The sequence below is a fragment of the Methanobrevibacter oralis genome (assembly GCF_001639275.1).
GTDB lineage: Archaea > Methanobacteriota > Methanobacteria > Methanobacteriales > Methanobacteriaceae > Methanocatella > Methanocatella oralis.
Genome location: NZ_LWMU01000042.1, coordinates 21,610 through 45,266 on the forward strand (window position 1 = coordinate 21,610; position 23,657 = coordinate 45,266).

A 23,657-nucleotide genomic window follows, 5' to 3' on the forward strand; every position below is an offset into this window, starting at 1 on the left:
TACAAACAAAGTTTTATATTAAGTAAAACATAAGTATCTACAAGGAGTTGAGTTTTATGAAAAAATTAAAATTAACAACTAAAGAAGCTGTAGATTATTTAAAAAAAGAGGTAAAAATTCATGATAATCTCGAAATTTCTTATAATAGGATTTTTGCTGAAGGAGAAGTTTTAAACATGGATTTTTCTGAATATTTTGGAAAAACAGGATTTAAAATGTTAATATCTCTTGATGCTGATTCAATTAATCCAACCATTGAAATTGATGTATACGAAATACAAGAGGATTTAATTGAATTTGTACATACGCCCTTGAATGGGGAAGAAGTGGAGGTAACTGTAATTTAATTACAGCTTATCCATTTTTTCGAAAGGCATTAATTTTTCAATAGCTTTTACATCAATATTTATTCCTTTTTCTTTAATTGAGCATATTAAGTTAAGTCCACTTCCAGTTACAACACCAAAATTGTATTTATCTACTTTTGCATTATAAATTAATTCTCGCGGTTTTCCGATTTTATAAATTGAAAATCCTATTTTTTCTAGAATATCAATGTAATAAATGGCTTTATCTCTTGATACATAGGGTATTTCTTTTAAACTAGCTAATATTTTTTTAGTACTTGTATTTTCAGTAATTGATGTCATATTTTTAGCTAAAAAAATTTTGTGTGGATCAATAGATGTACTATTATAAGAAATTAAATCTATGAATAATGGATGTTCATTTAGTTCTAATAACCCTCCATATTGGGGAGTACTCATTATTCCATTATTAATTAATAATCCATCAATACTTAGACTACATATTGTAGCTATTCCTATTTTATCATCATCATGGGGGTGTTTTATAATTTTATAATAGGGATTAACATATTCTAGATTATTATTATAAGTTTCTTTCATAATTGAAAGAGCAGAGTCTATTTGGTCTTTTTTAATATATGAAACATTGGATATTATATCTCCTTTTTTGGTTTTAACATCAAAATTTACTTGTTGGATTAAATTCCAAGATTTTGAAAGTAAAGATGGGACTTTTGTTTGGTTTTTATTGCAATTTTTTAATATTTTCTTAGTTTGCATTGATAAAGGAGATAATTTTTCGAAATTTTGAATTTCTTCAGCTTTTTTTATATCTATTTGGTGATTTGATTCTTGTATTGCACAAAAAGGGGTTATTCCACCAACAATAACTATTCCCACCATGCCTTGAGGAACTGGAATTCCTAATGTGTCTTCCCCATCTTCTGAAATTTCAATAATTCCACTTATTCCTATTTTTTTAAGGTTTTCAAAGATGTTTATAGCTTTTTTTCGACTAATGCTTGGAATAAGTCTAAAATTAGCTGGTATGTACCCATTTCCATTATCTATAATATCTAAAATAGAAGTCATTCCAGGTGTTATAAATGCTTCAAGTGGTGTTATTGACGTTTTTTTATATGAAATCAATTCCGTGAATTTGTCTGGGTGATAATCTTTAATTTTAAGAAGTCCACCATAAAGTGGTTGTGAGGGAATTTTTTCATTTAATAAAATTCCATCAATTGTTGTTCCACAAATTGTTTGAATTTCGATTTCATCTTCATTTTTAATTTCATTTAAATGAAAATAGTGACTAACAGAAAGGCCATTATCAGAAATATATTTCATTATATTAATAGCTTCTTCATCATAAATCGTTGCAGTATTTATTACCACATTTCCCTTTTGATTCATATAGCTAAAATTAGTTAAATAAATCATTTCTTTAATTTTGGAGTTTACAAAATCAACTTGTTCATAGACTAATCCTTTATCTAATTTTTCTTTTCCGAGTTCTGTGATTCGTCTTCCAGAATAGCCTATTCGTTTAGTATATCCTTTTTCATCTAAGATTTTCATATGGTAACGTACAGCACGTTCACCTAAGTTAAAACCTTTATTTTTTAATTTATCAGCTATTATTTTAGAACCAGTTGGATCTTCTTGTTCATTTAGAATTCTTAAAATTTCCATCATTCTGTCATCTGATTCTGACATGAATTAAGCTCCATTAAGCTAATAAAAAATAATATTTAGTTTAAATATCTAAATATTTTTTTTGTTCGTATCCAAATACTTGAACACGATATTCATCCCATTCTTTGTATTTGAGTTCCAAGAATTTTTCACTAACATGACTACCTAATGCATTTAATATGAGTGGGTCTTCTTCAAGAGCATGATAAGCTTCCCATAAACTTGATGGTAAAACTTTAATACCCATTGCTTCTCTTTCTTCTTCACTTAATTGATAAATGTTAATCTCGGTAGGGTCGCCTGGATCGATTTTATTAACAATACCATCAACACCCGCTTCTAACATTACAGCAAATGCTAAATAAGGATTACATGCTGGATCGGGTGCTCTATATTCAATACGAGTAGCTTTTCCACGAGCAGCTGGAACTCTAATTAATGCTGATCTGTTTTTAAGACCATATGCTCTGTATACTGGAGCTTCATAACCAGGCACTAAACGTTTATATGAATTTACAATTGGATTTGTAATTGCAGTTATAGCTGGAGCATGTGCAAGTAATCCTCCCATAAAGTAAATTGCATCTTTTGATAATCCATTTTCACTATTTGGATCTGAAAATAAGTTTTTATCTCCTTTAAACACAGATTGGTGACAATGCATACCACTACCATTTACTCCAAAGAATGGTTTTGGCATAAATGTTACTCTATAGTCCATTTGATCAAAAGTAGCCATATTGTCTACTATAGCTTTAATAGCTTGTTTAAATGTGATTACTGCATCAGCAGTTTTTAATGCCTCTTTGAATTTAAACGCTATTTCATTTTGACCTGGAGCTACTTCGTGGTGAGAAGCTTCAACTTCAAAATCAAGTTCTTCTAAATTTAAAGTTAATTCTCTTCTAAAATCTGGTCCTTTATCGAGAGGTTCTACATCAAAATAACCTGCTTCATCATAGGGTAAGGGATATCCTTCCTCATCAATATCTACAATAAAAAATTCTGGCTCTGGACCAATATTATATTGTAGTCCTTTTTTAGCTAATTTAGCTAATGATTTTTTTAAAACGCTTCTTGGGTCTCCAACAAATGGTTCATGTTCGGGAGTCCATACATCACAAATAAATCTGCATACAGCTGATTCTTCAGGTCTCCATGATAATCTGGAGTAAGTATTAATATCTGGTTTTAATACCAAATCACTTTCATTAATTCCAACAAATCCTTCAATTGAAGATCCATCAAATAACATTCCTTCAACGAATAAGTCTTCCATATCACTTTCTTTAAATGGAATTACAATATTTTTTACACTTCCATTAATGTCGACAAATTGTAAACGGATAAATTTAATATTATCCTCTTTCATTTGTTCGATTACTCTTTGCATTTTTTCTTTCTCTATTTTGTTCATCAAATCCTACTCCAATATTTTCATAATATTGAGTTCGAAAATAGTCGGAATGTATCTTCCTATATGACTAGTATATTCTTGACTAATATATATAAAACTTTTGAAAATTAGAATGATAGCTATTTTTTTATTGTTTCTAGTATAATAATGTTTATGGTTAATCTTTTTTGATTAAATATAATCTATAATTTTAAAAAATTAATAAATATTTGTTTAATTATGGTTCATAAATAGGTAAAAAATTGATTTATTGTTTAAATCTCTTGTAACTTAAAGGAAGATAAATCTAATAAATCGAAACTTAACATTTTAGGTGCAATCGTAAGTTTTCCAATCCCTGTTAAAAATTTAAAAGCTTCAAATGCTTCTAAACATCCAAGTATATTGGCTGTAGGTCCGATAACCGGTGGTACTTTGGATGTTAGTTCATTTAAAGATTTTAAAATATCATCTGTTAATTGTTTACCATCAGATGCTAAGTTAAACATTTTTTCATAAGTAATTTTATTTTCTGGCATAAATACGGTAACTTGACCTAATGTTCCATGTAATGCTCCATGTATATAGGGGATTTCTTTTTCTTTAGCTGTTCTTGAGGCGATTACTCTTGTTAAAACATTATCAAGAGCATCAATTACAATATCTGAGTCATTGATAATTTCATTGATGTTTTCATCACTGATGTGTTCTGTATAATTAGTTACTTTAACATAAGGATTGATTAACCTAACTTTTTCTTTTGCAACAACACTTTTTTCAAGACCAATATTATTTAAACTAGATAATGATTGTCGATTGAGGTTAGATATGTCAAATATGTCTTCATCAATAAGAACAAGCTCACCAATTCCCATTCTTGCTAACATTTCAATTGTCTGCCCACCAATTCCACCACAACCAATAACTGTAATTTTTCCATTTTTAAATCTTTCTTGCTCACTTCTGCTTACAATACTCATTTGACGACTTGCAATTTCCCAGTATCCATCACCAATATATCTTGTTGGCATTTAATCACCTTCAAAGCATTCATTAACTTTTTGGAGTTCTTCAGCAATATTTATCATTTGAGGGCATAAATGTTCACATTCCTCACACATTGTACAACTATCTGCTCTTGTTCCATCTTCAAGCAATTCAAAATAATATTTAGCACTAGCTTGGGGATTGTTTAACATTTTTGCCACATTGTATTCTCTAAAACAATACGGAATATTAACTCCTTGAGGACAAGGTAAACAGTGATTACAAATATCACACATGTTTCCTTTATGTTGCCAATATTCTATTGCTACGGCTCTAATGATTTCACAATCATTTTCACTAAATGAATTAACATAACTTCTTGAAGCAACTTCTATATGTTCTTTTAGATTTTCCAAACTTTTAATGTTATTTATAAGGCAATGAACATCATCTCTATTCCAGATATATTGAAGTGCCCATTCGAGAGGAGTTCGTTTAATATCTGAATAGTCAAATAATTCTTTAATTTCTATTGGAATATTTTCAATTAAACAGTTATTTCTTAAAGGATTTTTAACAATACTTCCTAGGTTTAAGTTTTTTAAATGTTCAAGTCCTTGAGTACCTGCTCTATAATGCTCATCAATATAACTCATTTGGCTTGTAACAATTTCAAATTTAGGATAATCATCTAAGATTTCCACTAAATAATCCATTTCCATATAAGCTTCAAATCCTAAATGTTTTACAGTACCATTGGATAAAATATTATCTAAAAAGTCTAAGAGATTTAATTCTTTTAATTCATTAAAATCAGGACCAGTTAATCTTATTTGATAAATATCAATATAATCAGTATTGAGTTTTCTAAGTTTTTCGTTTAAATCATTTTTAAAGTTTTTTGAATCAAGTTTGGCTTGAATTAAAATTTCATCTCTATAATCATTTTCCTTTAAGAATTCTCCAATTTGGCTATTATTAGAAGTTTCTATAAAATTAACCCCATTGTCAATAGCATATTTAAATATATTTTCACTTTCATTTATTGGAATTTCATTTCCTAAACCCAGAATAGAAATATTTTCATTTGTTTTTCCCAATTTTCTATATAACATTTAATCCTCTCATGAAAATTATTTATATAAAATATCTTATGTATTTATATTAATTTATAATGTTTGGGAAAACTTTTTTCTAAAAAAATAGTTTATATATTATTCTGGGATATATTATGCCGGGAGCGGGATTCGAACCCGCGGCCTCACGGTATCCCAGAAATAAGCTAGAGCACTGCTTTATTACCCTATGAGCCGTGCGCTCTAACCAGCTGAGCCACCCCGGCATCAGACAACTATTATATTAATTCTTTATTACATTTATATTTTTTGCTTTTAGGCGTTTTTTACTGATTTTAATCATAAATATTTTTTTTCAAACTAAAACATTATATTTAAAAATGTTTAATAAGATATAATATTTTACTAAATTTAATAGGAGATATTATGAGCAAAGTTAAAGATATGTCTCTTGCAGGTGAAGGAGTAAGAAAAATTGAATGGGTTCAAAAACACATGCCTGTTTTAGAACACATCAAAAAAGAATATGAAGAAACTCAACCATTTAAAGGTCTTACTATTGGGTCTTGTTTACACTTAGAACCTAAAACTATTAATTTAGGTTTAACATTACAAGCAGGGGGTGCTGAAGTAGCTATGACTGGTTGTAATCCGTTATCTACTCATGATGATGCAGTAGCTGGAGGAGTTGATTTAGGTTTGAACATTTATGGTTGGAGGGAGCAAGATGATGAAGAATATTATCAAACCATTAATATGGTGCTTGATCATAAGCCAGATATAATTATTGATGACGGAGCTGACATGATTATGGTTCTTCACAATGAACGAACCGATGTTTTAAAACACATAATGGGGGCTTGTGAAGAAACAACCACTGGAGTTCATAGATTAGAATCAATGCACAAGGATGGAGCTTTAAAATTCCCAGTTGTAGCGGTTAATGATGCATATACTAAATATTTATTTGATAATAGATATGGAACTGGTCAATCTAGTTTTGATGCAATTATGGGAACTACAAATATGATAATTGCAGGCAAAAGTGTTGTAATCTGTGGTTATGGTTGGTGTGGAAGAGGATTAGCACTTCGAGCTGCTGGATTGGGGGCAAATGTTATTGTAACTGAAGTTGATCCAATAAGGGCTCTTGAAGCAAGAATGGATGGTTACAGAGTAATGACTATAAGACAAGCTGTAAAAGAAGCTGATTTAATAATTACTGTTACTGGAAATGCTGATATTATCAATGGTGATGACTTTAAATATATGAAAGATGGTTGTATGCTAGCTAATGCAGGCCATTTTAATGTGGAAATTAATAGGCCAGATTTAGAAGCACAATCAACTTCTGTAAAAGAAGTTAGAGAAAGTATTGAAGAATTTACATTAAAAGATGGTAAAAAAATCTATTTACTTGCTGATGGTAGATTAGTTAATTTATCAGCAGCTAGAGGCCAAGGTCATCCTGCTGAAATTATGGATATGAGTTTTGCTGTTCAAGCATTATCTGCAAAGTTTATTCTTAATAATGATTTGCCTGTTGGAGTTATAAAAGCTCCTGATGAAATTGATTATAATGTAGCTAGTTTAAAACTTAAGGCTATGGGTATTGAAATTGATACATTGACTGATAGGCAAAAAGAATACATGTCAAATTGGCAAGAAGGAACATGAATTCCCTCTTTTTTAGATTTTAATGTCTTATTTTAGATACATTGATAATGGTGAAGGCCCAATTAAGTTATTTATTGGGGGGCTTCATGGAAATGAAGGTAAAACTTCAATAAAATTTTTAAAAAGAATTAAAACCAAAGATTTGTCTAATGGTCAATTTTATTTTTATAATTTTGATAAATCAAAGTATGTTTCAACAATTAAACAGGAATATTATGAATCTGAAATAGGTTCAAAGATTTTAGAGTTAATTAATTATTTTGATCCTGATTTTTACACAGAACTTCATTGTTATAACTTAAAAAATTATGATAATTTAATTTCAATGGAAAGATATAGGAAATTTGGAGTTCCACCTTTGATTAAATTGGAAAATCATGTTTTAATTTCATCTGTTTCACCATTAATTAGATTAACATATTTTTCAACCGATACAGTTTGTAAAACTTTGGAATTTCCATGCATTGAAAAATTAGACAACGATGTGATTAAAGAATTTGGATTTAATAAGAAATTATCTATTGAATCTTATGAGAATTTATTAAAATTAATCTTAAAATCTCCTTCAAGAGAGTATTTTGAAAAAGAAATGATGAAAAGATATGCTCTTCAAGCTAATTTAGCTATTGAATATGCAAAAAAAGTCTTTGGTGAGGATTTTCCTCCTTATTAAAACCAAGCATCTAAACTCCCTTGATTTGAACTTAAATTTTTAAGTTTATCTGATGCTTTAATTACTCGATCTTGTGAAAATCCATGTTCATAACATAAAAATTCAATAAGTTTGTCTTGTTTTACTTTTTCGAATTTTATTTTATAATCTGTATTAACTTCATGGTTTAAGAAGATGTCATGAACTTCTTTTAAATCATGTGTTGTTTCTTTTTGAAGTTCGGCTATTTTTTCTTTTAATTGATTATTTTTAGCTAATTTTAGTGCAGTTTTAGCACCAACACCTTTTAGACCTTCACAAAAATCTGTTCCAATTAAAATTCCCATATCAATAAGCTCTTCTTGAGTAATGTTTAGTGAGGATAGTACTTTTTTCAATTCATAATATTCTAAATTTCCTAAATTAGAATTAACGGCTAAATTTCTAATTACTCTTTTAGCTCCAAATAAAAGACAATCATAGTCTTGCGATGCCACAGCCCATGCATCTCCTTTTGAAACCAAATAAGCTGCTTGAGCTTCTCCTTCCCCTTTAGCTTCAATATATGGTATTCCCATGAGAGTTAATAATTTTTTAGATGATTCAATAATATCGGGAGACAATTTTGATGATCTTTTTGCATATTTACTGGCAGTTTTAGTGTCATTTCTAGCTAATGCTTCTTTATAAATCTTCTCAGATTCATCTCTAATTTCTCTTCTTTTAGCTATTGTTTCACGTTTTAAATCAGTTGGTGTTCCATCAAAGACATAAATGGGTTTAATGCCTTTTTCAATCATTGAAGAATTTCTATATAATATTCCACTTAAATGGGAGGTAATATTTCCATTTTCATCAGTTAATGGTCGCCCATCTTGTTGCCTAATTGTTGATAAAAATTGATAAAGAGTATTGAATGCATCAATAGAAACTGTTCTTCCTTCTAAATCTTTAAAATTAATTGATTCTGCTTTAATTATGTCTTTTAGTTTAACACCCATTTTATCACATTTTAAATATTTGTAAAGTGGCTAACTGGAAATATTTCTTTAATCCACATTAAAATTTCCCCATTGTGAATAATAACATAGTCTCGAGTTAACATATCTTCATCTGTGTTGAATAATTTTTTTAATTTTTCATTAGGCTTTTCAATGTATATGTTATTAATCTCACGTCTAGATTCATAATTATAATTTTTTAAAATTCTTCCAATAGGTATATCTGCTCTTACTAAATCAGCACAGACTTCATCACTTAATCTAGATAATGGAATATGAGATATAGCATATATTAAAGGCATATCACCTTTATGCATTATAACTTCCCTATAATTGATTTTATCTCCAATGTTACAATTTAATAAATTTGCATGATATTCATCTGCATCCTCAAAATGTTGCTCTAAGGTAGATAACGTAATTTTACCGTATAATACATCTAAAATAGCAGTAATAGATCCATCTGTTGTTAAAAGAATTTTTTGAGTATTTGAAAAGTTTTTAGTATAGCTATTTTCAAGTTCATCTATTTTTTCAATGAGTCTTTTGTTGGCATCGTTTTTTCTAAATGTCATATTATATCACTTATAAATCCTTTGGATTTGTAATAACACCTTCAATTGCTGATGCAGCTACAACCTTTGAATTAGCAAGGTATACTGAAGATTTTGGATCACCCATTCTACCCTTAAAGTTTCTATTAGTTGTAGATATACAAACTTCTTCTTCTGATAAAACACCCATGTGTCCTCCAAGACAAGGACCACATCCTGGATTACAAATAATGGCTCCAGAATCAATGAATGTTTCAATATAACCAGCATTTAAGGCTTCTTTATAAATTTCAACAGATGCTGGGAGTATTAATAATCTAACATCATTGTTTATTTTATTTCCTTCTAATATTTCAGCTGCATCAGCTAAATCAGATAATCTCCCATTTGTACAAGAACCAACTAAACATTGATCAATACTAATGCCTTCAACCTTAGAAATGTTTTTTACATTATCAACATCATTAGGACAAGCTATTTGAGGTTCTATATCTCCTATTTCAAAATGCATTTCTTTTAAGTATTCGGCATCTTTATCAGATTTTAAAATATTTAGTTCACTTTCTTTTTTACCAGTATTTTTAATAATGTAATCAATGACTTCACGATTAGGTTCCATTATTCCATTTTTAGCTCCCATTTCGATAGCCATATTACACATTGTGGCTCTTCCTTCTACACCCATTTTATCGATTGTTTCACCACAAAATTCTGCAGTTTTATAAGTTGCTCCAGCTATTCCCACTTTTCCTATTATATTTAAAATAATATCTTTTGGAGCAATGTAAGGGTTCAATTCTCCACTTATTTCCATTTTGATTGATTCAGGAACCATAAACCATGTTTTTCCAGTAGCCCATACCATAGCTAAGTCAGTTGCTCCCATTCCAGTTGAAAATGCACCAAATGCACCATATGTACAAGTATGTGAGTCTGCTCCAACAATAACTTTTCCAGGTTCCACTAATCCTTTTTCAGGAAGCACTTGATGGCAAATTCCTTCTCCATGAATGTAATTATGGGTAATATTTTGTTGTTTTATAAAATTCCTACAAACTTTTTGAAACTCTGCTGAACCAATCGTATTTGCAGGGATATTATGATCAAAAACAAGAACGATTTTATTTGGATTCCATACTTTTGTTGCTATTTTTTCAAATGTTTTAATAGTTGGGGGGGATGTTCCATCATGAGACATAGCTAAATCAACAGGAATTTCAATAATTTCTCCTGGTGAAACTTCATGATTTGTTTTTGAGGATAAAATCTTTTCAGTAATGTTCAAATTAACACCTAATTATTTACAACTTTTAACAATCTTTTTAAAGACTTCATCGTTAATGTATTTTCCTTCTTCTCTTGTTTGTTTTACTTTTTTAACAATTTTTATAAGGGTATCATCACTAACATCTAATTCGCATTCATTTAATTTAGCTTTAACTGCTCTGCATCCAGAATGTTTACCTAGAACTAATTGTCTTTTTTGACCTACTAATTCAGGTAAGTATGGTTCATAACATAATGGTTCTTCTATAACGGCATCAACATGAATTCCAGATTCATGTCTAAATACATTATTTCCAACAACTGGTTTGTTATAAGGAACATCAAGTCCACTAGCTTCACAGACAATATCAGATAATTCTTTTATATATTTGGTTTTAAATCCTAAATCTTTTCCATACAATATCTTTAAAGCCATTATTAACTCTTCAAGAGATGCATTTCCAGCTCTCTCACCAATTCCATTAACTGTTGTTGAAATTCCATTTGCACCTGCTAAAATACCTGTAATAGAATTTATAACAGCTAATCCAAAATCATTATGGCAGTGAAGTGCAATGTCAATATTTAAATTGTTTACAAGTTCTTTAACTAGAAATTCGATTCCCTGTGGGGTAATAGCTCCAGTAGTATCAGCAATATGGACTCTATCAGCTTTACATTCTTCAGCTTGTGAGTAAATTCTTTTTAAAAAATCAATATCAGTTCTTGTAGCATCTTCTGCAGAAAAAGCAACAAACAATCCATGGTCTTTAGCATAATCAATGGCTTTTTGACTTAAATTCATTGCATCTTGTCTGCCTATGTGCATTTTATGGTCTAAATGAATGTCTGAAGTTCCAATAAATGTAATAATCCCATCTGCATCACAATCAAGTGCAGCATCAATGTCTTCAGTTTTTGTTCTAGTTAATGCAAGAATTTCTGCATCTAATCCTTCACTAGCTATTGCTTTTACAGATTCTCTTTCTTTTGTTGAAACAATTGGAAAACCTGCTTCTATTTGATCAATTTTAAATTGATCTAGTTTTCTAGCTATTTTTAATTTCTCTTCAAGACTAAAACAGACACCAGGGGTTTGTTCTCCATCTCTTAATGTGGTGTCGTATATTGTAATGTCATCTGGAAAATTTAATTCAGTTTCTTTATTATAATGACTTGTATAATATTGCAATAATCTCACTTCTTTAAAATGAATTTAATATAATTATAATTAATTGTTGTTATTATATTATAAGTTTTCTAAAAGTTCTAAATATGAAGTTCTCTCAAAACCATCAGTTATTCCTAATTTTTCAAATAACTTAAAAATACTATTTTGAGCTTCATTATAATCACTATCATCTTCAAGAGATATTTCAATTTCCATATAGGGATCAAGTCCTTCGATATCATCTAAACTTATTTCAAAATTTTCATAATTATAATATTGTCTGTTTTTTTTAACAGTTCTTACTGCTATGAATCCTATTTCTTTAAATATTTCACTACATTTTTTACTATCTTCAATAGCTATTTCAATTTCTTTTCGGGTTTTACTTGATTTATCAATTTTAGGTCCTTTGTATGTTATGAACGTGTTTTTGTTATTATTTTCTTTTGTTGTTCTTATTCTTAATGCTTCATCTGTTTTAATAAAATCTACAATTGGACTATTAAAATATATGTCTTCTTGAAATTCTTTTTTACTTTTATTTGCACCGATTTTATTCAATTTATCTTCAATATCTTGAAAATTATCAATTTTAGCTTTTACTTCAACTTCTATCATTTTAATCCTCTTAAAACTTTAGTTACTAACTTATAACTTTAAAAAATTTATTCTTTTCATTTAAAAATTTTAAATATTAATTTTTTAAAATTTGATATATATAAATAAACATAACTTTATATAGTATTTAAATAATATTATTTATTAGTAAAAATTTAGTTGATATTTTTGTTTTCTTAAATTTTACTTACTACTTTTAATAACTTAATTGGAGGTTTTAAATTGACCGATGTTGAAATTAAAATTGAAAACATTGTTGCTTCTGCAAGCATAGGCAAAGATATTGTTTTAACTGAAGTGTCTGAAGCTTTGGAAGGGGTTAATTTTAATCGTGAACAGTTTCCAGGATTAGTATTCAAACTTAAAGATCCTAAAACCGCAGCATTAATTTTTAGCTCTGGTAAGCTTGTTTGTACTGGAGCAAAGTCTATTGATGATTCAAAATTAGCAATCAAAAAAACTGTAGACTTAATGAGGACTATTGACACCAAAATTCCTCATGAATTTGAAATTAAAATTCAAAATATTGTGGCATCTGCTAACTTGGAGTCCACATTAAATTTAGAAGCTGTAGCTTTAGAACTTGAGGACACAGAATACGAACCAGAACAATTTCCTGGTTTAGTATACAGATTATCTGATCCTAAAGTTGTTTTATTATTATTTGGCTCTGGTAAGGTTGTTTGTACTGGAGCTAAAACCCGTAGTGATGCTAAACTTGGTGTCGAAAGAGCTTACGATAGATTAAGTGAGCTAGATTTAATATAATTTGGTGGTATTATTGATTAAACTTGTAGTATTTGATTTAGATAACGTTATTATAGATGGAGAAGCAATCGATGAGATAGGGAAATTAGCAAATGTTGAAGAGGACATAGCTGAAATTACTGAAAAAGCTATGCAAGGTGAAATTGACTTTGAAACTTCTATTAACCAAAGAGTTAAGCTTCTTGAAGGAATTTCTATTGATGAAATTCAAAAAGTTGCTGATGAACTTCCATTAATGAATGGGGTTGCTGAAACTATAGCACGTTTAAAAGAAGAAAATTTAGATGTAGCTATCATTAGTGGTAGTTTTGATGTAGTAGCTGAAAAGGTTAAAAATAAACTTGGTATTGAAAAAGTTTATACTAATAGTTTCACAGTTGAAGATGGAAAATTAACTGGTGAAGTGACTGGTCCTTTAGTATCTGGTTCTAAACTTGATATTTTAAAAGATTATGTTGAAGATGCAGGAATTACTTTAGATGAAGTAGTTGCTGTTGGAGATGGCGCAAATGACATTTCCATGATTGAATCAGCTGGGTACGGAATTGCATTTAATGCAAAAGATTCTGTAAAAGAAATTGCTGATATTGTAGTAGATGAAAAAGACTTAACTAAAGTCTTAGATGAAATTCTTAATCAATTAACCACTGAAAAAGACATAGTAACTGTTGAAAAAGAAAAAACTGAAGACAAAAAGTCTAATTCTGGACTTCCTGAATCTAATTTTGTACTTGCAGACACCATAGCTGGTGTAAGAAGACAAAAAGATGAAAAAGAAGCTGAAATCTCCAAAATTGCTGATGAAAGAGAAGAATTCAATAAAATAGCTAAGGAACAACGTAAAATTCGTGATGAATTAAATGCATCATTAAAAGAAAACTTAAACAAAGCTATTGAGTTCAGAAATGAACGTAATGAAATTAACAAAGCTGTTGAAGCAGCTAAAAAAGCACGTAATAGTGTTAATGATAAAATTAAAAATATTGAATGGACTTCCGGTAAACGCGATAAAATTAAATTAGAAAATGAAATCAAAAAAATTGATAAAATTATTGAAACTCGCGTTTTAGATATTAAAAAAGAAAATCAGTTAGTTAAAAATGCTAATGATTTAAGAAAACAGTTAATGGAAATTCACGAAGACAAATCTGCTAAAGATGAAGCTCAAAAACTTAAAAAAGAATCTGAAAAAGAACATGAAAAAGTTATTGAATTTTCTGAAAAAGCACAAACTGCACATGAAGAAATGTTAAAATACTTCAGAAAAACTGATGATATTAGAACTGCTGCTGATGAAGCTCATAAAAAGTTCATTGAAGCACGTCAAAATGCAGCAGCAAAACATGAAGAATTTAAAGCTATTTTAAGCGATATTCATGTTATTAATAAAAAATTAGGTTCTAATAGACCTAAAAAGAAAAAATTAGATAAAAAATCTTCATCTGAATCTAATAAAAATCGTGAAGAAAAACAAAAAGCTGAAGATATCTTTAAAAAGTTCAAAGAAGGTGGAAAAGTATCTACTGAAGAACTTTTACTTTTGCAAAAATATAATATAGGTTAAATAATTAATTTAACCTTCTCATTACTTTTTTTATAAATTTAGCTCAATTATTAAAACATTTTTATTTACTAATTTTTTAGTTTATTAATTTTTATAACTTTACTACTTTTTCCTACTTAATAAGTTACAAAAGATTTAAATATTAAATTTAGGCATACCTTAATTTAAAATTCAATAAAAAATTTTTGAATATAAATAATTAAATAAAAAAAGGTGAATTGTTTATGAGTTATGAAGATTGGAAAGATAAAAGAGATGAATTTAAAAAAGTTGATGTAAGAGGAATTGCTAAAAACTTTTTTCCTGGATTGAAAAAACAAGCAATGAAACTTAAAAAAGGAGAAGGTTTAGAAATTGTACAGAATTTTGATCCAATTCCTTTATATGAAGTAATGGAAGATTTAGGATTTGAACATTATACTAAAAAAGTGGATGAACAGGAATTCCATGCCTATTTTTATCGTATAGAAGTAAAAGATGAAGAAAAGAATATATTTATGCGTCCTGTTGCTCTTACTAACATGCCCATAATAGATAATGAGCTTGGAGATGTTGCAGTAAAATTTTGGGATTTAACTTGGAATGATAAAAAAAGATATTTGCCTTATGAAACAAGATTGCTTTTATCACTAACTAATGCTGTTGGTGCAGGAAGAATGCGTCAAGCAACCAGAGAATTAGTTAAAGCTTATATTCATGGAGTTGACTCTGCTGCATTTGATGATGTATTTGAACTATTTGCATGGAATCAAGGAATTGGTTATTTTAGTTCTGAAATAGGACCATCCTCATTGTTCCAAGCATACAAAGTCATTAAAAATATGGAAGAGAAAGGTATGGAACATGAAAAGATTTGTGAAATTTTAAAAGAAAAATTTTCAGATAAAAATCCTGATGTGAAAGTACTATAAATGAGATGATGAAATGGAAAAAATCACAAAAGAAACAAAATTAGATTATCTTTTAGAAAAATATCCGTTTCTTATTGATGAAATCCCAAAGATTCACAAAAAATTCAAATTGCTAAAAACTCCAATTGCTAAAGTCATGTTGAAAAAAGCAACTGTTAATGATATAAGCAAAAAATCTGGAATAAGTACAGATATAATTATCAAAAAGTTAACAGAGTTGATTGATTCTCATGAAAGCAAATAACAAGTGTGTAGAAATATACTTGTTATTTTTTTTGTTTTAAAAGCTTTTTTCTAGAGGTTATTTAATATTTACATAATGATTCTTAGACAATACTATTTAGATTATTTTCTGTTGAAAAAATAAAATATTTTTTTATAAAATTAATTAGTTAATAGTTTAATGGATATTTTTATTGGTAAAATTAGTTTTTAAAAAATAGGAAATATATAAAAATTAACAATTAATTCTAACAAAGAAATATAAATCCTTAATGATTCCGAAATATATAGAAAATTAAAGTTTTTTTTATTTTAATTATTTTCCCATCTCAATTTGGATTAATTCTTCATAAAATAGTTATATTTTTAATTTTATTAATTGACTCTTAATCTTTTTTAACCATAAATTATTAGACGGAGTCAAATTATAATTTATTTATTTTTCAGTAGTTTTAAGAGTTAATCTAGCTTGCCACTTTAATAAGATTCATTAGAGTTAAAAAAATCTCTTAAAGATTTGTTAAATATTATCTGAAAAGTTATTTGTTCATAAAAAGTTACTATAAAAACAGACAAAATAGTGTTATTAAAATAAGTTTATAGTTAAAAATATTTAATTAGCGAGAATTCTTTAAATTTCAAGCAGTGATTTCTAATAGGAATATTTTTATATAAGATGACTTATTATATTTAATTCAATAATTTTTTTAAAAAATTTTGGTATGGTATGATGGATGAAGTAATTATTTGTGAGAAACCTAAGTCTGCTGAAAAAATTGCACAAGCACTTTCACCAAAGGCTAAGAAGTATAAATATAATAAAAAAGTTGCATATTGGAAATTAAAAAAAGATGATAAAAATATAACAGTTTTATCGGCTGTTGGACACTTATTTTCATTAGTTCCTGATAAGCCTAGGGAAAAAGTTTTTTTTGATTTGCATTGGGCTCCTTTATACGATATTGATAAAACTAAAGGATATACAAAGGATTATGTTAAAGCTATTAAAAAATTTGGAAAAGGTGCAGATTCATACATTCATGCTTGTGATTATGATATAGAAGGGACTTTAATAGGATATAATGCATTGAAATATGCATGTGGTGATGATACAATAGATAAATCATCAAGAATGAAATTTTCTACCTTAACAAAAAAAGATATTCTTGAGGCTTATGAAAATAAAATAGAAATTGATATGCATCAAGTAGATAGTGGTATAGCTAGACATATTTTAGACTTTTATTTTGGTGTTAACATCTCTAAAGCTTTGATGAAATCTGTAAGTACAGCTGAAAATAGATTTTTAAAATTATCTGCAGGTAGAGTCCAAACTCCTACATTATCTATTTTAGTGGATAGGGAAAAAGAAATTAAAAAATTTGTTCCAGAGCCTTATTGGATTATTAAAGCTCTCTTAGAGGGAAATATTGAGGTGGAACATGTTGAAGGAAAAATTTTTGAGAGAAAACGGGCTGAAGAAATTTTTGAAAAATGTAAAGGTAAAAATGCTATTGTAGATAAAATTAAATTATCTAATTCTGTAACTAAACCACCAGTTCCATTTAATTTGGGTGGATTGCAGTCAGAAGCATATGCTGTATTTGGTTTTTCACCTAAAAGAACTCAAGTAATAGCTCAAAGTCTTTATACAGCAGGATATACTTCATATCCACGTACTTCCTCTCAAAAATTACCTGAAAGCTTAGACTTTAAATCAATTTTTTCACAATTATCCAACGATTCTAACTTTAAAAAACACATCTCTCAATTACCATCAAAATTGAAACCTAATGAAGGTAAAAAACAAGATGCAGCACATCCTGCGATTCATCCAACCGGAATTTTACCTCAAAATTTATCTAAAGATGAGGAAAAGATTTACGAATTAATTGTATATAGATTCATTTCAGTATTCTTTGAGGCAGCTAAATTTGAAACTATGAGTACTACTGTAGATATTGAAGGGGAAAAATTCAATTTCAGACGTAGAAGAGTCACTCATAACGGTTGGTTAGATCATTACCCATTTAAAAAAATTGATGATGAAGAATTCCCTAATATTAATGAAGGAGATTTAATAGCTGTTGAGGATATTATTTCAGAAGAAAAGGAAACTAAACCTCCTGCAAGATATAATGAAGCGTCATTAATTAAAGAGCTTGAAAAAAGAGAACTTGGTACTAAAGCTACTCGTGCAGACATTATAGCTAAATTGTATGATAGAAAATACATATCTGGATCTAAAATTGAAGTTAATCAACTTGGAGAAAATATGATTGATACTTTAAGTGAGTATTGTAATGATATTACAAGTGAAGAACTAACTAGAGGATTTGAAAATAAGCTTGAAGGAATAGATCAAGATAAAGATACTAAAGAAAATGTAATTTCTGAAGGAAAAGTAGAAGTTAAAGTTATTTTAGGAGATATAGAAAAAAATAGTAAAGAAATTGGTTCTAAACTATATGAAGCTTATCAAGAAAGTAATATTGTTGGTAAATGTAAATGTGGTGGAAATTTAATTAAAAAATATTCACGTAAAAATAAAAGTTATTTTGTTGGGTGTTCTAATTATCCTGACTGTAATGTTACTTATTCTATTCCAAAAGGGGTTAATTTCTTAAAGAAAAATTGTGAAAAGTGTGGATTACCAATAATATCTTTTGGAAAACCTCGTCAACGTGCATGTCTCGATCCAAATTGTGGAAAAGAGAATACTAAACCTCATTTTCCTGAAATTGTTGGTAAATGTCCTGAATGTGGTGAAGACCTTGTTAAGCGTTCTGGTCGTTATGGAGATTTTATAGGTTGTAAAGGATTTCCAAAATGTAGATTTACATGTTCTTTAGAGGAACTTGAAAGTAAATTAAAATAATTTTTTAATTTTCTTTTTTTTATTATTTTTTTTAAATTTAATTTGAATTTTAAACTAATCTTATACTAATTTTTTTATTAGTTATTTAAGATTTTTTTATTAATGTTGGATTATTGATATTTTGCTTTTATTTTTATTATAAAAATGTTTACTTTTTAATATACAAAATACTTAATAATGTTAAAAATTATATACTTTATCTAATAGAAATAATCTTTTAGTTATGACAACTTGAAGATAATTTTTATTTTAATATTAATATTAAAAAATTTATAATAATATAACTTTGATAAATTGTTTTTATACTAAACAATTAGATTTAATTAATTAAATAGAGGATTTTATGAATAGACAAACATTAATGACAATAACTAAGGGTGTTATAATTGTTTTAATACTTTTAGCAGTTGTCTTTGCATTAAGAACTCCTGCAGCCGATCTTAATGTAATTCCTAATGAGATTAAAGGAGATTATCATGATGCTTCTGGTCTTCCTTATTTTAGTGAAATGGATTCATATTATAATTTAAGGCTTACAGAGGATTACATTGATCATGGTTACGTGGGAGATAAAATAGTAGATGGAAAAGAAGTGGATATGCATAGGTATGCTCCTGATGGGAATAATATTTCCTATGAGCTGGGAATTGTTTATGTAACTTCATTTTTCTATGATATGGCGAATCAATATTTAGGTGATTATTCTGTAAGGGAGATTGCATTCTGGACTGGTGCTATTATTGCATCTCTTGCGGTTATTCCAGCATTTATATTTTCAAGAAGATTAACTAATGATTATGGAGCTATTGTGGCAACTTTAATCATAGTTTTAGCTCCAAACTACTTTGCACACACATTCCCTGGATTTTTCGATACAGATATGTTTTACTACATATTTTCATTATTGTTTATATTCTTCTTTGTAGAGAGTATAAGGGCGAAAAATATTATTCTTAAAGTTATTTTTGCCTTAATTTCAATTATTTCAATAGGACTATTTTCAATATCTTGGACAGGTTACATATTTTATGTTGGTTTGATGGGAATATTTTCTATTGTTTATTTAATTGCATGCTACTTCTTTAATATTGGTGATGATGATGTACAAGAATATTCAAACAAGTTTCAATGGTTTATTCATCAAAAAGATTTAGTATCAATTATTTTAATTGGTGTAATTGGATTTATTGGACTTGCATTGTTCCAAGGTGTTGGTGGGGTAACTGGTATATTTGGAAGAGTAATGGGATTACTTTCATTGCAATCAGCTTCTACTGTAGTTGGTGGATTCCCTAATGTACTTATTTCTGTTGCAGAGATGCAAATGCCTGCCATGCTTGGTGAAGGAATGATTTCAGCATTTTTAGCTAATACTAATGGCGTAGTTAATGGTATTGGTGGTATAACTATATTATTTACTGGTTTAATTGTTTTATATTTATTAATTTCTAGAGCATTTAAACTTAGAAATGTTAAAGTAAAATCAGACGATTTAACTTATAAAAAACCACATAAATCTAAAAGATTATCTTCAGCTAAAAAACTTGATGATAAACGTAAATTTAAATTATCTTTAAACGATTTAAACGATTTTGGTTCTGTTGATGAGATGATTAATACAAAAAGATTAACTGTATTATATGCATCATTGTTCCTTGTTTGGACACTCATCACTATACTTGCAGTAAGTAGAGGATCAAGGTTTATTACAACTCTTGTATTGCCATTCGCATTAATGACTGGTATATTTGTGGGGTATGCTACTGATTACATTAAAAATAAATTAGATAGTGATAAATGGCTAATGTTCCTTGTTTTCTTAACTGGATTTTTAACTGCTATTCCATTAACACAAATCAATAATACTTATGGTATTTTATTATTCCTTGTGATTGTTGTTGTTGGGGCAATTGCAATATATGCTATTAAATCAAATTCTGCATCTACAAAAGTTCCATTTAAAAAATATGTTGTGGTTGTAGCATTAGTTTTAGCATTGGTATCTCCATCGATTTGTGGAGCATATATCACTTCAGAAAATGTAATTCCTGGAACAAGTGATCCAATGTGGAATTCAATGGAATGGATTAATGAACATACAAGTAATGATACTGTAATAACTTCTTGGTGGGACTTCGGTTACCTCTTTGAAATTGCTGCTGATAGACAAGTAACTTTCGATGGAGGTAGTCAAACTGGTAGCCGTGCATTTTGGCTAGGTCAAGCCATGACAACGGATAATTTAGAATTGTCTGCAGGTATATTTAGAATGTTAGATACTTCTGGTGAGCGTGCTGTTGATGCATTAATTAACTATACTGGGGACACTGGTAAAACTACAAAAATTTTAATTGATATTTTACCAATGACAAAGCAAAATGCTCAAAAAACTTTAATAGATAAATATGATTTATCGACAGATCAAGCAAAAGAAATTGTAGGATACACTCATCCTTCCAAACCACGTCCAGTAATATTTGTTGCAAGTTCAGATATGCTTCAAAAAGCAGGATGGTGGAGTTACTTTGGAGCATGGGACTTTAAAAATCAAAGCTCTGAAAATTATAATTATTATGTTCCTACAGAACAAGTTAAAGTTGAATCAGGATCTTCTGGTAAATTATCATTGATTGTTGATGGTGGTATGACTGTTAATGCAGTTATTACTAGAGGAACGGGCAATAATACAACTTCTGCTTATACTGAAGCTGTATACACCCATAATGGAAGCCAAATATATGTTAATAAAACAGTATATAATCCATTAAATATTTCCAACCTTATTGTTGTTGAAGATGGATATCTTATGAAAAACGAATCTGTTGGGAATGTTAAGGATGCTAATTATACATTATTCTTAATGGGTGAAAAGAACAAATATACTCCAATCCTTATCAGTAATAAATTAGCCAATTCTATGTTTACTAAATTATATCTTTTAGGTGGAGCTGGTCAGGACATATTTACAAATGTCCATACTGAAGAAGGAGTAATGTTGTGGCAAGTAAACTTTAATAATACTGTCGCTGGCAAATAAATAATTTGATTAGGATTTTTCCTAATCTTCTGTCTTTTTTTTTAATAATTTGGTGGTTTAATGGGTATAGAAGAGAAAATTAAAGATATTGAAGAAGAGATTCAAAAGACGCCTTATAATAAAGCCACTTCTCATCATATTGGTAAACTTAAAGCAAAACTTTCAAAATTGAAAGAGGAATCTTTACAAAGAAGTAGTTCTGGTTCTAAAGGACAAGGGTTTAATATTAAAAAAACTGGTGATGCTACTGTTGTTCTTGTTGGATTTCCTTCTGTTGGTAAATCTACTCTTTTAAATGAAATTACTAATGCTGAAAGTAAAGTTGGAGCTTATCAATTTACTACTTTAGATATTGTTCCAGGAATTATGGAACATAAAAATGCTAAAATACAAATTTTCGATATTCCAGGTATTATTACTGGTGCAAGCAGTGGTAAAGGTAGAGGTAAAGAAATTTTGTCTGTAGCTAGAACTGCCGATTTAATTGTTGTCGTGTTAGATACATTAAATCCACAACATTTAGATGTAATATTAAAAGAATTGAATAATATTGGAATTAGACCTAACCAAACACCTCCTGATGTTACTGTTAATAGAAAAAAATTAGGTGGAGTAAAAGTATCATCAACTGTTCCACTTTCGCATCTTGATGAAAAAGCAATCAGGTCAATTATTAATGAGTATGAAATGCATAATGCCGATGTACTTTTTAGAGATGATGTAACTATTGATCAATTTATTGATGTACTTGATAGGAATAAATCATATGTTCCAATGATTATTTTATTAAACAAAGTGGATTTGGTAGATGAGGCATATATTAAAGAGATTAAAAATTATATTCCAGAATTTATACCAATTTCTGCAGATAAAAAAATTAATATTGAAAATCTTAAAGACATTATTTTTGATCATTTAGATTTAGTAAGAGTGTATCTTAAGCCACAAGGTAAAAAAGCAGACATGGAAGATCCATTAGTTATTAAAAAAGGTTCTACAGTCCTTGATGCTTGTGGAAAATTACATCGTGAATTTGTTAAGAATTTTCGTCACGCTAAGGTGTGGGGGACTTCGGTTAAATTTCCTGGTCAAAAAGTTGGACCAGATCACATATTAGAAGACGAAGACATTTTAAGAATTATTCTAAGGAAATAATTCTATTATTTTTGATAAAATGGCTAATAGAGTATTTATTAGTGGAACACCAGGCGTTGGTAAGTCAACAATAGCTAATAAACTTTCAGATGAACTCAATGCTAAACTTATTGATGTTAAAAAATTAGCTATTGAAAATGACTTAATTTTAGGAATTGATCCTGAAAAGGGTTATAAAATAGTTGATGTTGAAGCTTTTGATAGCTTTTTACAAAATTTGGAATTAGAAGGTTTTATTATTGTAGAAAGTCATTTATCTCATTTATTTTCTAATCCTGATAAAGTGATAGTTTTAAGGGTGGATCCTGACATTTTAAAAGGAAGATTATCTAGTAGGGATTATTCTGATTCAAAAATAAGGGAAAATCTTGAAGCTGAAGCATTAGGTGTTTGTAGTATTGAAGCATTTGAACTACATGGTAAAAAGGTTTCTGAGATTAACACTAGTAATTTAAGTGTTTCTGAATCTGTTAATATAATAATTGATGTTATTGAAGGCAACAATAACTTTTTATTTGGTCAAATTGATTTTATGGATTGGTTGATTAAAAATCCTTAATTTTATTAACATTCTATTTTGCTAATTTTTACGACTTTGTTGAAATCCTGTATTTACAGTTGAAATTTCACATCGAGTTTATTTTTTTTCTATTTTAAACTCTTATTTTTGGTGTTTTATGATATATTTATTTCTATTTTATTTACATTTGAAATATTA

The 23,657-nt window shown here is 28.4% G+C and carries 20 protein-coding genes and 1 tRNA gene; 11 read left to right on the top strand and 10 right to left on the bottom strand.

Features of this window, described 5'->3' with window-relative positions:
- Positions 1-56 precede the first annotated feature (56 nt).
- Positions 57-347 (top strand): DUF2097 domain-containing protein, encoded by a 291-nt coding sequence (locus tag MBORA_RS01265; protein WP_042693636.1) that lies wholly within the window; start codon positions 57-59, stop codon positions 345-347.
- Here the strand turns inward: MBORA_RS01265 and MBORA_RS01270 are convergent, their stop codons facing one another.
- The 5 genes from MBORA_RS01270 to MBORA_RS01290 all read right to left on the bottom strand — a co-directional run bounded on the left by MBORA_RS01270 (position 348) and on the right by MBORA_RS01290 (position 5,731).
- The gene (locus MBORA_RS01270; RefSeq protein ID WP_063720118.1) at positions 348-2,027 is read right to left on the bottom strand and encodes a DUF128 domain-containing protein; all 1,680 of its coding nucleotides are present in this window, start codon (positions 2,025-2,027) and stop codon (positions 348-350) included.
- A 40-nt stretch (positions 2,028-2,067) separates the two neighbouring features.
- Positions 2,068-3,423 carry a type I glutamate--ammonia ligase gene (glnA, locus tag MBORA_RS01275; protein ID WP_042693634.1) on the bottom strand — a complete coding sequence of 452 codons (1,356 nt, stop codon included), beginning with the start codon at positions 3,421-3,423 and terminating at the stop codon, positions 2,068-2,070.
- Positions 3,424-3,677: 254 nt separating this feature from the next.
- On the bottom strand, positions 3,678-4,433 hold the full coding sequence (locus MBORA_RS01280; protein ID WP_042693632.1) for a HesA/MoeB/ThiF family protein: 756 nt from the start codon (positions 4,431-4,433) through the stop codon (positions 3,678-3,680).
- Positions 4,434-5,504 (bottom strand): aldo/keto reductase, encoded by a 1,071-nt coding sequence (locus MBORA_RS01285; RefSeq protein ID WP_042693630.1) that lies wholly within the window; start codon positions 5,502-5,504, stop codon positions 4,434-4,436.
- Between the two features lie 117 nt (positions 5,505-5,621).
- A tRNA-Met gene (locus MBORA_RS01290) sits at positions 5,622-5,731 on the bottom strand.
- Positions 5,732-5,891: 160 nt separating this feature from the next.
- Here MBORA_RS01290 and MBORA_RS01295 point away from each other — a divergent pair.
- Together MBORA_RS01295 and MBORA_RS01300 are read left to right on the top strand one after the other, a co-directional pair.
- A complete protein-coding gene (locus MBORA_RS01295) occupies positions 5,892-7,142 on the top strand; it encodes an adenosylhomocysteinase (protein WP_042693629.1) in 1,251 nt (416 codons plus the stop codon).
- Positions 7,143-7,164: 22 nt separating this feature from the next.
- Positions 7,165-7,815 (top strand): DUF2119 domain-containing protein, encoded by a 651-nt coding sequence (locus MBORA_RS01300; protein WP_042693627.1) that lies wholly within the window; start codon positions 7,165-7,167, stop codon positions 7,813-7,815.
- On the opposite strand, the gene fen is transcribed toward MBORA_RS01300, so the two are convergent.
- The 5 genes from fen to cyaB are packed head-to-tail and all read right to left on the bottom strand — an operon-like array spanning position 7,812 to position 12,404.
- Positions 7,812-8,795 (bottom strand): flap endonuclease-1, encoded by a 984-nt coding sequence (gene fen / locus MBORA_RS01305; RefSeq protein ID WP_042693625.1) that lies wholly within the window; start codon positions 8,793-8,795, stop codon positions 7,812-7,814. The two genes, MBORA_RS01300 and fen, sit on opposite strands and share 4 nt — an antisense overlap.
- Before the next feature lie 11 nt (positions 8,796-8,806).
- Entirely contained in the window at positions 8,807-9,370 is a 564-nt protein-coding gene (locus MBORA_RS01310) for a chorismate--pyruvate lyase family protein (RefSeq protein WP_063720119.1), read from the bottom strand.
- A 10-nt stretch (positions 9,371-9,380) separates the two neighbouring features.
- On the bottom strand, positions 9,381-10,634 hold the full coding sequence (gene hacA, locus MBORA_RS01315) for a homoaconitase large subunit (protein WP_042693622.1): 1,254 nt from the start codon (positions 10,632-10,634) through the stop codon (positions 9,381-9,383).
- Between the two features lie 12 nt (positions 10,635-10,646).
- Complete coding sequence (locus tag MBORA_RS01320; RefSeq protein WP_042693621.1) at positions 10,647-11,807, bottom strand: homocitrate synthase family protein; 1,161 nt, start codon at positions 11,805-11,807, stop codon at positions 10,647-10,649.
- Between the two features lie 57 nt (positions 11,808-11,864).
- Positions 11,865-12,404, bottom strand: coding sequence for a class IV adenylate cyclase (cyaB, locus tag MBORA_RS01325; protein WP_042693620.1), 540 nt, complete (start codon positions 12,402-12,404; stop codon positions 11,865-11,867).
- Positions 12,405-12,626: 222 nt separating this feature from the next.
- On the opposite strand from cyaB, the gene MBORA_RS01330 reads away from it, so the two are divergent.
- The 8 genes from MBORA_RS01330 to MBORA_RS01365 all read left to right on the top strand — a co-directional run bounded on the left by MBORA_RS01330 (position 12,627) and on the right by MBORA_RS01365 (position 23,498).
- Positions 12,627-13,172 (top strand): TATA-box-binding protein, encoded by a 546-nt coding sequence (locus tag MBORA_RS01330; RefSeq protein WP_042693619.1) that lies wholly within the window; start codon positions 12,627-12,629, stop codon positions 13,170-13,172.
- Between the two features lie 13 nt (positions 13,173-13,185).
- Positions 13,186-14,736, top strand: a complete 1,551-nt coding sequence (gene serB, locus MBORA_RS01335) for a phosphoserine phosphatase SerB (protein WP_063720120.1) — start codon at positions 13,186-13,188, stop codon at positions 14,734-14,736.
- Positions 14,737-14,960: 224 nt separating this feature from the next.
- The gene (locus tag MBORA_RS01340; protein ID WP_042693617.1) at positions 14,961-15,647 is read left to right on the top strand and encodes a DUF2249 domain-containing protein; all 687 of its coding nucleotides are present in this window, start codon (positions 14,961-14,963) and stop codon (positions 15,645-15,647) included.
- Between the two features lie 13 nt (positions 15,648-15,660).
- A complete protein-coding gene (locus MBORA_RS01345; RefSeq protein WP_042693615.1) occupies positions 15,661-15,891 on the top strand; it encodes a DUF1858 domain-containing protein in 231 nt (76 codons plus the stop codon).
- Positions 15,892-16,599: 708 nt separating this feature from the next.
- The gene (topA, locus tag MBORA_RS01350) at positions 16,600-18,747 is read left to right on the top strand and encodes a DNA topoisomerase I (RefSeq protein WP_063720121.1); all 2,148 of its coding nucleotides are present in this window, start codon (positions 16,600-16,602) and stop codon (positions 18,745-18,747) included.
- A 343-nt stretch (positions 18,748-19,090) separates the two neighbouring features.
- Positions 19,091-21,784, top strand: a complete 2,694-nt coding sequence (locus MBORA_RS01355) for an STT3 domain-containing protein (RefSeq protein WP_042693613.1) — start codon at positions 19,091-19,093, stop codon at positions 21,782-21,784.
- Between the two features lie 60 nt (positions 21,785-21,844).
- On the top strand, positions 21,845-22,939 hold the full coding sequence (locus MBORA_RS01360; protein WP_042693610.1) for an OBG GTPase family GTP-binding protein: 1,095 nt from the start codon (positions 21,845-21,847) through the stop codon (positions 22,937-22,939).
- Positions 22,940-22,958: 19 nt separating this feature from the next.
- Entirely contained in the window at positions 22,959-23,498 is a 540-nt protein-coding gene (locus tag MBORA_RS01365) for an adenylate kinase family protein (protein ID WP_042693608.1), read from the top strand.
- Positions 23,499-23,657: the final 159 nt, after the last annotated feature.

Excerpts from the sequence above, each read along its gene's own strand:
- MBORA_RS01280 (WP_042693632.1), bottom strand. The coding sequence starts at position 4,433 with ATGCCAACAAGATATATTGGTGATGGATACTGGGAAATTGCAAGTCGT.
- MBORA_RS01295 (WP_042693629.1), top strand. The coding sequence starts at position 5,892 with ATGAGCAAAGTTAAAGATATGTCTCTTGCAGGTGAAGGAGTAAGAAAA.
- MBORA_RS01340 (WP_042693617.1), top strand. The coding sequence starts at position 14,961 with ATGAGTTATGAAGATTGGAAAGATAAAAGAGATGAATTTAAAAAAGTT.
- MBORA_RS01310 (WP_063720119.1), bottom strand. The coding sequence starts at position 9,370 with ATGACATTTAGAAAAAACGATGCCAACAAAAGACTCATTGAAAAAATA.
- MBORA_RS01345 (WP_042693615.1), top strand. The coding sequence starts at position 15,661 with ATGGAAAAAATCACAAAAGAAACAAAATTAGATTATCTTTTAGAAAAA.
- glnA (WP_042693634.1), bottom strand. The coding sequence starts at position 3,423 with ATGAACAAAATAGAGAAAGAAAAAATGCAAAGAGTAATCGAACAAATG.
- MBORA_RS01355 (WP_042693613.1), top strand. The coding sequence starts at position 19,091 with ATGAATAGACAAACATTAATGACAATAACTAAGGGTGTTATAATTGTT.
- MBORA_RS01270 (WP_063720118.1), bottom strand. The coding sequence starts at position 2,027 with ATGTCAGAATCAGATGACAGAATGATGGAAATTTTAAGAATTCTAAAT.
- MBORA_RS01360 (WP_042693610.1), top strand. The coding sequence starts at position 21,845 with ATGGGTATAGAAGAGAAAATTAAAGATATTGAAGAAGAGATTCAAAAG.
- MBORA_RS01265 (WP_042693636.1), top strand. The coding sequence starts at position 57 with ATGAAAAAATTAAAATTAACAACTAAAGAAGCTGTAGATTATTTAAAA.
- MBORA_RS01285 (WP_042693630.1), bottom strand. The coding sequence starts at position 5,504 with ATGTTATATAGAAAATTGGGAAAAACAAATGAAAATATTTCTATTCTG.
- cyaB (WP_042693620.1), bottom strand. The coding sequence starts at position 12,404 with ATGATAGAAGTTGAAGTAAAAGCTAAAATTGATAATTTTCAAGATATT.
- MBORA_RS01365 (WP_042693608.1), top strand. The coding sequence starts at position 22,959 with ATGGCTAATAGAGTATTTATTAGTGGAACACCAGGCGTTGGTAAGTCA.
- fen (WP_042693625.1), bottom strand. The coding sequence starts at position 8,795 with ATGGGTGTTAAACTAAAAGACATAATTAAAGCAGAATCAATTAATTTT.
- topA (WP_063720121.1), top strand. The coding sequence starts at position 16,600 with ATGGATGAAGTAATTATTTGTGAGAAACCTAAGTCTGCTGAAAAAATT.
- MBORA_RS01300 (WP_042693627.1), top strand. The coding sequence starts at position 7,165 with ATGTCTTATTTTAGATACATTGATAATGGTGAAGGCCCAATTAAGTTA.